Here is a 12010-nt window from a genome sequence, read left to right as displayed (position 1 = left end):
AGAATGTCTTTGCTGTTTCCGTGCTCCACCATCTGGATATTGGTGAACAAATACACCGCATCTTACCAAGCGAGCTGTTCTCTGTTTTCCTCATAAAGCAGCCTTGGCAGCTTGCGCAGATAGGTATTCAATACACCAATTGCGTTTTCCATATGAACCTGGGAAATCAAATCATATTCCACAGAACAATAGCCACACGCATCCAACACTCGTTGGGCCTCTTTCATCTGCTCGGATTTTTCCTCGCGTATTTGCGCCGAAATGCTGTCGTGGGTGACCTGGTACATATGATAGGCAAACAAGCTTTGCTTGATTTTCTCCATCACAGTTTTGAACTCTGTGCTGGTGAGAAAATCATTCAGAACCACTGTGTCTTTGGTAAAATACATCTGCGGCTCTTCTTCGTTGCTGGAATTTTCTTTGCATCGAACCAATTCTTCGATTGCGCCGTCGCTCAAATTCAGCTGTTCGGAAATATCATGATATTCTCGTTTGCGGGAGTTAGACAGTCCCAGCAAATATTCCACCGACACATCGTAAAAATCCGCAAAGGCGACCAGATACTCGATGCTCATGCTACGGGTGCGGCCATACAGAGGATGGACTGGATCGTTGATTTCATAATTTTTGAGATTTGTATGGCTGATGTTGACACCACGCTCCGCAAGCTGCTTGGAAAGCTGTTCAAAGGACAGCTTTTTTTCTTTGCGCAGATCTTCCAGCCGCTCTTTGGTCAGCGCCATCCTTGCTTCGTCATACAGCATGAGTTGATCCTCCCGTCCATTTGTAAACTATAATTTATAAATAAATCATTTTTGAAACTAAAATAATTTATGGTTGATATACCGATTCAAGCACCTTCCTACGGTATAATTCAATTAGAGTTTACGGTTTACAACTATTATAAACCGTAAATCTCACAAAATCAATTCTTTACATGAAACGGAGTGAAGCGCATGGAAAAATATTTGCACAAGATGCAACCGCGAAGCTGGGAGGAAAAACAATTTGTTGATTCAAATGACACCCAAGCAAAGGAGAAAAGCCAATGCGCTAATTCGAAAATCTTGCTGCAATTATGACCGCGGCAACTGTATCGCACTGGACGATGGCGAACCTTGTGTCTGTGTACAAAGTATCTCTTATTCTCTGTGCTGCACTTGGTTCCGGGATTGGGTTCTGCCGGGCGCTCCAGCTTTATATGCCGAGATCACAAAACCAAAGGGGTTGAAGCGATGCGCAGAATGCGGCTCGCCGTTCCTGGCAAAGTCCAACCGCGCTAAGTATTGTTCTGATTGTGCCCGCAAGGTGCACCGTCGTCAGAAAACAGCAAGTGACAGGAAACGGAGGTCGAATACGGACAAACAGAGCTTTCAAAAGCCGGATATATACTCGGTTTCCAGCCCGGCAATCATGGAGGTGAATAGCAATACCCCTCATCGCTCAGAAACCACATTCTAATTGTCCGCATGGAGGTACCTGTCATGGCTACAAAACCCTTTTATATTCATCAGAAGCCACCAGCCCAAAGTTTTATACGGCTGCCCAATTTTCTGTTTGAAGCACCGAGTTTTTGTTCCTTGTCAAGCGAAGCCAAACTGTTATACGCAATGATCCTACGTCGAACGGACTTGTCTCGCAAAAACGGATGGGCTGACGATTATGGCAAGATTTATCTGTATTATCCCATCAACGAGGTGTGTGAGCTGCTGCACTGCGGCCGCCAAAAAGCAGTGGACACACTGCGGGAGCTGCAATATGCCGATTTGATCTCCATCAAGAAGCAGGGGTGTGGAAAACCCAACCGTATCTACCCAAAACACTATGAAGCGGTTTCAAATGCCGATTTCAAGAAATCCGGTTACGGAACGCCAGAAGGTTGAAAACGAGCCCTACAAGTACGGTAATCAGCTTTCTTGAAGTGCGAAAACCAGACGGTAGATAAAAAGAAAAAGATAGATATACCCAGTTTAATTCGATTCATTCCCTTCCTATCCGAGCTATTTTGTACGGGCTTTTCCGGCGAAAACCCCGGAAGGGAAGGAATGGGAAAGGAGCTCTATGAGAAATTTCTCAGGTTTTAAAACGATCTGTTCTCCTTCTGTGCATGGGAACAATCTTTGGCAGCTGTGTATTGCCGGGAAGGAGTGTGAGATGGGCTGAGTCGAGTCGGAAAGGTTTGCTGTCGGGGCAATACACTATGGCCAGCCAAGAAAAATGTCAGAATCCATACGAGATCGAACTGCCGCAGTCCATCATTAATTCCTTCGCCCGATTTCTCGTCCCCGAAATTCAGAAATTCTACGCAAGCGAACAGGGACGAAAGGAGTTGAAGGAATGGAAAAAGAAGCATCCTGATAAAAGCGAGGAATGAAGTGAAATTCATAGATCGTCCCAAAATATCACCCCGAAAGGTAGTGTCATACAAGATTCTTTTAAAAACATATGAACGGGACGATAAATCGTCCCGTTCGAGGCTGTTTCAAATTATGTGTAAACCTCCTGAGTGGTGTAGAATAGAAGCATCACACAGGAGGTTATACATATGGCCAGAAAGAATCGCACGCCGGAAGAAAAGGCCCGGCGGGAGAAAATCCGTGAACTGCTGCAGATGGCGAACATCGGCAGCATGGAAGACATCCAGAGCTTATTTAAAGAGACCATAGCCGAATTCATGGAGAACGGCCTGGAGGCGGAACTGGATGACGAGCTGGGCTACAGCAGGTATGACTACAAAAACAAGGACACAGATAACAGCCGCAATGGGCACAGCAGTAAGACGCTGCGTACGAGCTTTGGCGACGTAGAAGTATCCGTGCCTCGGGACCGGAAAGGCGAGTTTGAGCCGCAGGTGCTGAAAAAGAACCAGACCAGCATCAGCCAGGATATCGAGGAAAAGATCCTGTCGATGTATGCCAAGGGGATGACCACCGGAGATATTGAGACCCATATTCAGGATATTTACGGTATTTCGGTCTCGGACAGCACGGTCAGCCGGATCACGGACAAGATCCTGCCTGTGGCCAAAGAGTGGCAGCAGCGGCCTTTGGAGTCCATCTACGCCGTAGTATTTTTGGATGCCATCCACTACCATGTCCGCAGCGAGGGGCAGATCGTAAAGAAGGCGGTGTATATTGCCATAGGCATTGATCTGGATGGCCGGAAAGATGTACTGGGCATGTGGGTAGGCGAAAATGAGAGTGCCAAGTTCTGGGCGACCGTGCTTAACGGCCTGCGGAACCGTGGTGTGGAGGATATTTTCATCGCCTGCACGGATAACCTTGCCGGATTTGATGCGGATATCCATGCAACCTTTCCTCAAACCGAAATTCAGAACTGCATCATCCACCAGCTGCGCAATTCCAGTAAATATGTGTCCTACAAGGACCTAAAGGCGCTCATGGCTGATCTGAAAGCAGTTTATGCCGCTGTAGATGAGCAGGCGGCACTGGATGCCCTGGATACCTTCGGGGAGCACTGGGACCGGAAATATCCGAAAATCTCCCAGTCCTGGCGGGACAACTGGGCAAACCTGAGCACCTATTTCAAGTACCCTCAGGAGGTGCGGCGGCTGATTTACACCACCAACGCCATTGAGGGCTTCAACCGCCAGCTGCGCAAGGTGACCAAAGCCAAATCCGTGTTCCCCACCGACGACAGTCTGCTGAAAATGCTGTATCTGGCCATGATGGACATCACGAAGAAGTGGACCGGCCGGCGGCAGGACTGGAGTGTGATCCACGCCCAGATGGCTGTCTACTTCGCCGAGCGCATGCCTGAGTAATGCCGTTTCAGATCGATGGCAGAGGGGATATGATAGCTCCGCCTTGACATCCCGTCCCATTGGCGTTATGTTGTTAACAAGGCGGCAGCCGTTTTTCCCGTCTGCCGCCCATGATAAATTTTTCTCTATTTGCACCGCTTTTGGCGGTTACACAAAATTTGGGATTGCCCCTCCCGTTCATATGTTTTTAGTATTAATGCTTTTCCCTTTTGAGCATTTCAAAAAATTCCTTTTCACGCTTCTCATCTAAGAGAGCCTCTAAGAATTCTTTTTCATCAAAGTGCTCTGAAATTCTCTTGTATACTATCTCGCCCAGGGTTCTTAATCGGCGCAATTTCACATTGCTTTGTATTCTCTGCTGCAAAAGACTATTTGACTTAATGGTATCAACAAATGCATGGGCAGACTCATCATCGAAATATTCAAACATTTTAGGGATTTTGATTGCTGCGCCATCAGCATAGAAATCAGTTCTTGCATAATAAGCACTTCCGCCTATACGACCAACATAAGTTTGTGTTAATCCACAGACATAATCAGATAATAATTCTCTTGGAACATAACCGGCATATTTACTTAATTCATCAACACACTCGTTTTCTACTGAAAAAACATCTAGGTTATCTACTAATTTTTGAATATACGGTGCAAGACGATATTTGCGTGCCTGAGTGGTCAAGTATTTCTTCGCTCCTACTAAGCTGATAAATGTGAAAGCATAGTTTGTTGAAGCGGCATTTCCTTTTCCAATTTCTTGATCAACTCTGCGTGCAACTTGTAATGCAGTTGGCTTAGGTAATACTCGCCATAAAATTGGTGCGACAACCTCAATGTTAGATCGCAAGATAGAAGAACAACTGTCATTAATATAAGAGCTAAATAAACGATTAATCAATTCGGTTTTGTAATTATCCGGTAAATCTGATATTGCATTAGAAACACTAAATTCGTTTCTATCAAAATCTGTACTTCCCATATTGGATATGTATTCGTCTATATCAATAATTTGCGGCGGATACTCTTGGCTCAGCACATATTTTATGCAATCTTCCATCATTGATAACGCCTTTAATGGGCCAGGATCGGAACTCCGAGGATGTCCGTCAAATATGTGTCTAGTTTCCTTTGCTTGTTTAAGAACTTTGTGAGCCTCCCACCCGATAACACCAATTTTATAAGCTCCGTCAATCAACATTTCATCATTAATGAAATCTTGAAAATCTTCATACTTAGTTACCGTTCTTGGTGGTTTCATCTCTTTGTTAAACATACTAAGACTACGGAACATTATCTTATTCCGCAAGTCATCTACTACGGCATTCCAAAATGATCCTATAGCACTACGAAAGCCGCCAACAGGTAACACTCTAAGGGTTTCGATCACATAAGGATTATCCTGCATATCTTCCCGAATATACTTAAAGCGTTCTCTAAATAATTCCATTTTTTGATCATTAATGACTTGCATTTCAGAAGATGGGGATTCTATTAGTTGATTTTCCATACTAATTCATCTCCTAATTTGATGTTGTATTTAGCATATTATACCATAGTAATGGGCAATTTTCAATTAGTGGAAGTAGGACTGTGTCTTCTCGTGTGGCGCACAATACATCCTGGACAGTTGGGTAAAAACCGTTTTAAGTTGCCACACTAAACAAGATAAAGGAAGACCATCCGTATAGAAACACCTGATTTGCTCCGTGGAGGTACATCGTATTTCGCTACGTACCAGTTGGAATTGAGAGTGCGGAACTCTTACGGAGTAATGGGGTTCGGAATTTGAGTACCCCTTTTTGGAAAACTCATTATTGCCCGATGGGATGGTATATTGCCACCCCATCTTCCAAGGTAGACTCTATTTCAGGGCGTACCACACCATACAAAAGGGTGTCGTGATTTACGACGCCCTCTGCTCTAAAATAGACCATAGGCTGCAGACCTAGAAGTGTCCGATGAGGGGGCGTTTTGCAATGTTACCCTTCAAAAGTGTTCGCAGAACACGCAACCACAGAATGAGTTCTGTGTTCAGTGGGGTTTGGGGCATAGTACCCAACAAGCGGAAAAGTGAGTGTGTATTAACACTCGCATTGCTTGCTACAATATGCTTGACCCCAAGAACAGTGTTGTACTGATAATGCTGTTCAGCGGTTCAAACCTAAGCTACAATGAAGAGGTAATCGGCCTTACGGGGCATTGCTTGAGCTAACCACGCTCGTTTGTGCAAACTGTTAGCCGACCCTCTCATTGCAGCGTTCGATTTACGCAGGTTGAATCATCGGAGCAATCCGTACATTCGTGTGACTAAGCAAGCTGAATCGGCAATGAACTGTGGCGGTCGCCGGTTATAAAACCAAGCAAAGGAGGATCGTAGATGAACGCAGGAGTCATTACAGTGGTTGGAATTGATGTTTCAAAATACAAAAGCACAGTGGCTGCCAGAAGACCAGGCGGCGAAGTGGCCTTGCTCCCATTTGATATCAGCCATGATGTTACCGGCATCAAGAATCTGATTGAGAAACTGCATAGTCTTGACGATGAAAGCGGTGAGATTCGAGTTGTCATGGAGCATACAGGAATGTATTGGAGGCCCGTGGCTTTGGCGCTGCAACAGGCTGGATTCTTTGTCAGTGTAGTCAATGCGATTCTGATCCACAACTTCAGCGACAATTCACTGCGCAAGGTCAAAACGGATAAAGCGGATGCGTTGAAAATCGCAAATTATGGCCTCACATTCTGGATGGATCTCAGGGAATATTCCTCAGAAGATGAAACAAGACAAATGCTGAAGATCCAGAATCGGCTCTATGAGCGGACAACTACCACCGGCACGATGTTGAGAAACGGTTTAATTTCACTCCTGGATCAGACATTCCCCGGCGCCAATAAGTTGTTTCTGAATGAAGGTAGGAACTCAAAGGGCCATGTCAAATGGGTAGATTTTGTGATCCGTTTTTGGCATAAAGAATGCGTGGCAGCTTTATCCCTACATACTTTTGCAGACACCTTCCAAAAATGGTGCAAAAGAACCGGTTACAGATTCAGCACTTCCGATGCCGAACGAATCCATACCGCAGCCAGGAATGCCGTTGCCACGCTTCCTAAAAATGATAGTACAAAACTGCTGATAACGCAAGCGGCAATCAGCCTGAATACCGTGTATGATTCGCTTCATGCGCTCCGCGTGGAAATGAATCGGCTGGCTTCCCTGCTGCCAGAATATGAGCTGGTAATGGCGATGGAAGGCGTTGGGAAAATCACAGGACCGCAGTTGATGGCTGAGGTTGGTGATGTGCGCCGTTTTTCGCACAAAGGCGCTCTGGTTGCCTATGCTGGTGTGGACGCACCACCGTATCAATCCGGTACATTTGATGCAAAGAATCGTCATGTTTCCAAACGCGGTTCGCCTCACTTGCGTAAGGTGCTGTTTGAAATCGCCTCCATGATCCTTGTTCACGGGAATCCCGACAATTCTGTATTCTGTTTCATGGATAAGAAACGAGCAGAAGGAAAGCATTTCTACGTTTACACCGTGGCCGGAGCTGCAAAGTTCCTGCGGATTTATTATGCAAGAGTAAAAGAATATCTGAACACGCAAGAAATCGCTTAACTCTGGTGTAAACACAAAATCTCAAAGTCACAAAACACTCAGGTCTGCAATTTTCACTTTGTTGCAGGTCTGTTTTGTTATGCTCATTTTCTGACATCCGATTTTCCATTTTGGGGCTTGACACCTATTAGCAGGTTTGCGACAAGCTGTCTATTATGATTGGGTGCTGAATCCTAATAAGGTATAAGCATACAAAAAACCAGAGGGCCAAGGCACATCGCACCTTGACCCTCTGGTTCTGTTTTGACATCACAGCCACACCCTTACGGCAAAGCCGCCTTTGAAAAAGTAGGTGTTCGTGCAATGTCCATCTGGAACATCGCAACACTATAGATGCCACGGTCTTCGCCCACTCGCAAGCGTTTTTTTTACTCGATGGGAGATCGTTCTCCGCTATGGGACTCCAGGGCTTCGATGCGGTGATCTTGCGTCAGAATCTCCATCTGGCTGATGGCGATGGCATTGAGCTTTGCCAGCCGCTCGGCCTGAGACATCCCCTCGTTGATGAACACCGCATTCAGGTTTTCCAGATTGGACAGGCAGACCAGCTGAGAGACATTGGCGTAGTCTCGGATATTTCCTTTCAGATCGGGATGGCTGTCCCGCCACTGTTTTGCAGTCATACCGAACAGGGCCATGTTCAGAACATCAGCTTCACTGGCATACACCATGGAGACCTGCTTTGCGGAAAGCTCAGGCGGAATCAGATTTTCCTTGATGGCATCTGTATGGATGCGGTAGTTGATCTTGGCCAGGTTTCGCTTGATGTCCCAGCCGAGCTGCTTCATCTCCTCGGTCTTGAGCCGCTCAAATTCCTTGACCAGATACAGCTTGAATTCAACAGAAATCCAGGAGGCAAACTCAAAGGCAATCTCTTTGTGTGCATAAGTGCCGCCGTATCGACCAGCTTTTGAGACAATGCCGATAGCGCCGGTTGCCTCTATCCACTTTTGGGGAGTCATCACAAAACTGTTCAGACCGGCCTGACTTCTAAACGCATCGAATTCGACACGGTTAAATTCTGGATTGTAAAGGGACTCCCAAACACCAAGAAACTCAATCGTATTCCGATTGCGAAGCCAGTTTTGAATGATGTACCGGGGGTTGTCACTATCCTTGAGCTTGGCAATGTCCGTCAAGCTGATAAAGTCATCCCGACTGGAATTCCATTGTACACTGATCTCAGTTCCCCTGACAACCAGTTTTTCCACGCACTTACACCTCCTTGTTGATTATTTTTTGAAGAAGCCCCTGACAGCCTTCCTCCACATCCCGCCAGGTCGTATCGAAATCGCCGGTGTACCACGGATCGGCTACCTCGCCGGGACGGTTGGTAAAGTCCATCAGCAGATGCATCTTGTCGGCAAAATCGCCGCCGCAGATCTGGTACATACTCCGCAGGTTGGCATGATCCATGCCAATCAGAAGGTCGTATTTCTCGTAGTCGCTGTTCAGCAGCAGACGGGCTCTCTTGCCGGAGCAATCGATGCCATGCTCGGACAGTTTGCGGCGAGCCGGCGGATACACCGGATTGCCGATCTCCTCGGTGCTGGTGGCTGCCGACTCGATCTGAATGCTCTGCTCCAGACCGGCCTTCTTCACCAGATCCTTCATAATGAACTCGGCCATCGGGCTTCTGCAAATATTGCCGTGGCAGAGAAAAAGTATCTTGATCATGCTTTGAACACTCCAATTTGCTGTCTTCGCATTCAGTATAGCACGGAACCTCTGATTCGTCGAGGAGGAGTTCCAGATGGGCCTCTGTCGCAATCTTTTTCTGGAGATCAGTCTTTGACCACCCAAATTGCCGGGCAGCGCGCAAGTACCAGCGCCGTTCTTCCAGATTCAGTTCTGCTTCGAGAATGACTACATTGTGTGTCCAGCTGACCTCCATGGCCAGCTTCAGCAGTTCCGGCTTTCCACCATATATCCGGTAGAAGTCCCGCATCCGACGCAGGTTGCGGGGAGAGAAGCCGGAAGCATCCTGGTAACGGTTTTTCAGGTATTCGGCAGCTGCGACAGCGGCGCCCTTTTCCGGTCGGTCACAGACCAAAGCGCCCAGCTGGCAGTACAGCTCCATCTGAGACATTGCGGTGGCCATTGCCGTATCCATAGCGGTAAACATGGCAGAGTAATCGATGTTTTTGCGGATGTTCATGGCTTCCTCCTTTCCGGCAGAACCTGCCTTATTTAGAAACAGGCCAAAGAGAAACGCAGGAGTATTTCCTGTGCTTCTCTTTGGCCTGTTTTACACCACCTGCACCATCTGCTCCCAGAGCAGAACGAAGCGGTCATTGATGATCCTATTGTCGTGGTAATGTCCGAACAGCCAGTAGTGGAACTTAGCTCGTTCTCTGACTTCCTCCAAGAAGTCGGTCAGGTGGTCGTGAACATATCCACCGTTCCCCAGTATGTCAACGATACTGCTTGGGGCGCAGTGGGTGATCACATAGTCCACCTCATAGTGAATGCGTTCCAGATTGCGCCGAGCTTCTTCGTACTCGGATTTGCTGGGAAGCTCCTGTTTCCACCAGGAGTGATGGTTGACCCGGAAGCGGGCGCCCATTCTTCGGAGAGTCCAATACTGCTCTTCAAAATCCGGCGCATTGGGATTCAGAATATGGCCGTCACATAGGGTGTTATATTTAAGTATATTAAATGCGTTTGCGTCACATAGTGCGTTAAACAAAGACTTCCTCTCCGAAAATTGAGTCATTTATGGCGTTATATGCTGTGAAACTACTATTTGCTCAGCTTCTCCCAGGAGACATCTTCACTCTTTCTGAGATAATCCTCCAATATGCTGTATTCTTCGCAAGTAAGAATCTCTTTGGCGCGAAGCAACTCGTTCTTGGCCAGTGCAATAGAACCGAGATGATAGGTGGAAGCAACCAGCCAATAGTGTGCTTTCAGATTTCCTGGCATGAGGTCTATGGCATTCAGCGCATAATGCTGGACACAGGTATAGTCCTGCGTTTCGGCCAGAGCACGCAGGAGGTCATTAACCAAGGACACATACCGCAGGCGGTATAGATTAACCTGGCTGATGATCCAGTGCTCATCCTGTGCGCCGCGGAATATTGGCCCTCGATATAATCTTACGGCTTTTTTCATGAGATTTATTTTCTGCACCTCAGAAGATGATCGCCTTGCTGCGTCAACAAGACGGTCAAACTGCCGTACATCGGTGATAATATTCAGATTTGGATTCAGTCGATATCCATTGGGCGTTGATTCAATGAGTGGGTAATCACATATAAGAGAAAATGCCTGCCGGAAACGATAAACATAGCCGCGTATATTTCTGCCGGCCACCTCCGGTTCAACACACTCATCAGGCCAAAGAGCGTGATATATCTCCAATGGAGGATGTGCCGTTTGGGGGTTGAGGATAATGTAGGTAATAACCCGGCTGCTTTTGGGCGAGTTAAAGAACCGCTCACTCAGGATTCCTTTTTTGGTGCAGATCTCCATGTCACCGAAAAAATTGATAGCAATATCTTTGCTGCTCTGTACTAAATCAGGTGCTGATGCCAGTTTTGCGCTCTCAATTGCTTTTTGCTGTACCATAGCTCGGTGCAATACATAGGCAAGCGCACTAAGCATACTGGACCGATCAATATAGCGAGAGGGGTTTCGAATCACAAGAAAGCCCATAGGGCTTGGTATGAACGGAACGGCAATTATCGATTGAACGAACAGTCTTTCATAAACTGCATATTCATCTGGGTTTTCTGCTTTTACGGTATTCACATCTGAAATCACGATGTTTTTGCATTGGTGCAAGGCATTGATCCAGCGAGGCATAAAATGCAGAGATTCAAATTCAAGAATAAGCTGGGTTGTTCGATCCTGAATACCCGGATTATACCACCAGGCAGGAGCCCAAACATCAAAGTCCAGATCCACCTCAAGTGTTCCTGCCCAGTCGCCTCCATAAAATGTACACGCAGTCCTCAAGGTCTGCATGGCAATCTCTTTGGGATCGTCGCAGGTGAGCAGATATGTTTCCAAGTCTCTAAGTGCCTGCTCCAATTCGGTACAGTAGTGCAAATACCCATCATCGTCATTGGGCGGGCGCTCCTTTTTTCCCTGTGACTGTAATGGTTCCGTGATTTTTTCGGTTTTTTGGAATAAATTTCTCAAAAATCCTCCCATACATATCTCTCCTTACAAATAAAATAACAGCGCAAAACCACTGTGTAGGAGCAGTTTTGCGCTGTTCATTCTCACTGCCAATGACTTGGCAGATTATTTTCGATTAAACTCGGATGTCAGCCCTTTCTGCTGTTTATAATCTTGTCTGGAAAAACGGAAGCACGGATCAGATCGGCAGGTTCGATTTCCAAAGCGTCAGCAATGTTAAAGAAAACTTCCAAGGAAAACGGGCGAGCAATTCCAGGGGCTTCGATTGAACTGATGTGGGAACGGCTGACATTCGCTTTTTCGGCAAGCTGCTCTTGTGAAAGTCCTCGCATCTTTCTCAACGCAGAGATAGCAATCCCCAACTGGACAAACCTATCTCGATTTTTGAATTCTATTTCTTTGCTCATATGTATCACCTGCCGCCCCTATGCATATAATTATACTTTGACCAAGCGCAAAACTCTGCATCT

At 46.6% G+C, this 12010-nt stretch carries 12 protein-coding genes and 1 pseudogene; 5 read left to right on the top strand and 8 right to left on the bottom strand.

Features of this window, described 5'->3' with window-relative positions:
- Nucleotides 1–62: 62 nt before the first annotated feature.
- Complete coding sequence (locus tag BQ5383_RS02175) at nt 63–764, bottom strand: helix-turn-helix domain-containing protein (RefSeq protein WP_071429136.1); 702 nt, start codon at nt 762–764, stop codon at nt 63–65.
- A 256-nt stretch (nt 765–1020) separates the two neighbouring features.
- Between BQ5383_RS02175 and BQ5383_RS19855 the strand changes: the two genes are divergently transcribed.
- The 4 genes from BQ5383_RS19855 (at nt 1021) to BQ5383_RS02160 (ending at nt 3784) form a co-directional block, all read left to right on the top strand.
- Nucleotides 1021–1461, top strand: a complete 441-nt coding sequence (locus tag BQ5383_RS19855) for a cysteine-rich VLP domain-containing protein (protein WP_083389831.1) — start codon at nt 1021–1023, stop codon at nt 1459–1461.
- Nucleotides 1462–1484: 23 nt separating this feature from the next.
- Complete coding sequence (locus BQ5383_RS02170) at nt 1485–1883, top strand: replication initiator protein A (RefSeq protein ID WP_071429135.1); 399 nt, start codon at nt 1485–1487, stop codon at nt 1881–1883.
- 317 nt (nt 1884–2200) lie between these two features.
- Nucleotides 2201–2374 (top strand): hypothetical protein, encoded by a 174-nt coding sequence (locus tag BQ5383_RS20975; RefSeq protein WP_172724574.1) that lies wholly within the window; start codon nt 2201–2203, stop codon nt 2372–2374.
- A gap of 171 nt (nt 2375–2545) precedes the next feature.
- Complete coding sequence (locus BQ5383_RS02160) at nt 2546–3784, top strand: IS256 family transposase (RefSeq protein ID WP_071429133.1); 1239 nt, start codon at nt 2546–2548, stop codon at nt 3782–3784.
- 193 nt (nt 3785–3977) lie between these two features.
- Here BQ5383_RS02160 and BQ5383_RS02155 read toward each other — a convergent pair whose 3' ends face one another.
- On the bottom strand, nt 3978–5288 hold the full coding sequence (locus BQ5383_RS02155) for a hypothetical protein (protein WP_071429132.1): 1311 nt from the start codon (nt 5286–5288) through the stop codon (nt 3978–3980).
- A gap of 885 nt (nt 5289–6173) precedes the next feature.
- On the opposite strand from BQ5383_RS02155, the gene BQ5383_RS02150 reads away from it, so the two are divergent.
- Nucleotides 6174–7394, top strand: coding sequence for an IS110 family RNA-guided transposase (locus tag BQ5383_RS02150; protein WP_139193352.1), 1221 nt, complete (start codon nt 6174–6176; stop codon nt 7392–7394).
- 368 nt (nt 7395–7762) lie between these two features.
- On the opposite strand, the gene BQ5383_RS02145 is transcribed toward BQ5383_RS02150, so the two are convergent.
- From BQ5383_RS02145 to BQ5383_RS02120, 6 genes and pseudogenes are all read right to left on the bottom strand, one after another.
- Nucleotides 7763–8605: a KilA-N domain-containing protein gene (locus tag BQ5383_RS02145; RefSeq protein ID WP_071429130.1), complete on the bottom strand. Its 843-nt coding sequence runs from the start codon at nt 8603–8605 to the stop codon at nt 7763–7765.
- A gap of 4 nt (nt 8606–8609) precedes the next feature.
- Nucleotides 8610–9071 carry a low molecular weight protein-tyrosine-phosphatase gene (locus BQ5383_RS02140; RefSeq protein WP_071429129.1) on the bottom strand — a complete coding sequence of 154 codons (462 nt, stop codon included), beginning with the start codon at nt 9069–9071 and terminating at the stop codon, nt 8610–8612.
- An 88-nt stretch (nt 9072–9159) separates the two neighbouring features.
- Nucleotides 9160–9474, bottom strand: a pseudogene (locus tag BQ5383_RS21980) (DUF1016 N-terminal domain-containing protein); the annotation flags it as partial.
- Nucleotides 9475–9642: 168 nt separating this feature from the next.
- Nucleotides 9643–10083 (bottom strand): hypothetical protein, encoded by a 441-nt coding sequence (locus tag BQ5383_RS02130; protein ID WP_139193320.1) that lies wholly within the window; start codon nt 10081–10083, stop codon nt 9643–9645.
- A 53-nt stretch (nt 10084–10136) separates the two neighbouring features.
- On the bottom strand, nt 10137–11552 hold the full coding sequence (locus BQ5383_RS02125) for a BTAD domain-containing putative transcriptional regulator (RefSeq protein WP_071429127.1): 1416 nt from the start codon (nt 11550–11552) through the stop codon (nt 10137–10139).
- 116 nt (nt 11553–11668) lie between these two features.
- On the bottom strand, nt 11669–11947 hold the full coding sequence (locus BQ5383_RS02120) for a helix-turn-helix domain-containing protein (RefSeq protein WP_071429126.1): 279 nt from the start codon (nt 11945–11947) through the stop codon (nt 11669–11671).
- Nucleotides 11948–12010: the final 63 nt, after the last annotated feature.

Origin of the sequence: Angelakisella massiliensis (assembly GCF_900104675.1) — a bacterium.
GTDB lineage: Bacteria > Bacillota > Clostridia > Oscillospirales > Ruminococcaceae > Angelakisella > Angelakisella massiliensis.
The sequence above is the reverse complement of the archived record's forward strand: the minus strand, read 5'-3'. Positions and strand labels throughout refer to the sequence as shown.

Coding starts and splice junctions, on each gene's coding strand:
- BQ5383_RS19855 (WP_083389831.1), top strand. CDS start 1,021: ATGACACCCAAGCAAAGGAGAAAAGCCAATGCGCTAATTCGAAAATCT.
- BQ5383_RS02170 (WP_071429135.1), top strand. CDS start 1,485: ATGGCTACAAAACCCTTTTATATTCATCAGAAGCCACCAGCCCAAAGT.
- BQ5383_RS02120 (WP_071429126.1), bottom strand. CDS start 11,947: ATGAGCAAAGAAATAGAATTCAAAAATCGAGATAGGTTTGTCCAGTTG.
- BQ5383_RS02140 (WP_071429129.1), bottom strand. CDS start 9,071: ATGATCAAGATACTTTTTCTCTGCCACGGCAATATTTGCAGAAGCCCG.
- BQ5383_RS20975 (WP_172724574.1), top strand. CDS start 2,201: ATGGCCAGCCAAGAAAAATGTCAGAATCCATACGAGATCGAACTGCCG.
- BQ5383_RS02155 (WP_071429132.1), bottom strand. CDS start 5,288: ATGGAAAATCAACTAATAGAATCCCCATCTTCTGAAATGCAAGTCATT.
- BQ5383_RS02125 (WP_071429127.1), bottom strand. CDS start 11,552: ATGGGAGGATTTTTGAGAAATTTATTCCAAAAAACCGAAAAAATCACG.
- BQ5383_RS02175 (WP_071429136.1), bottom strand. CDS start 764: ATGCTGTATGACGAAGCAAGGATGGCGCTGACCAAAGAGCGGCTGGAA.
- BQ5383_RS02160 (WP_071429133.1), top strand. CDS start 2,546: ATGGCCAGAAAGAATCGCACGCCGGAAGAAAAGGCCCGGCGGGAGAAA.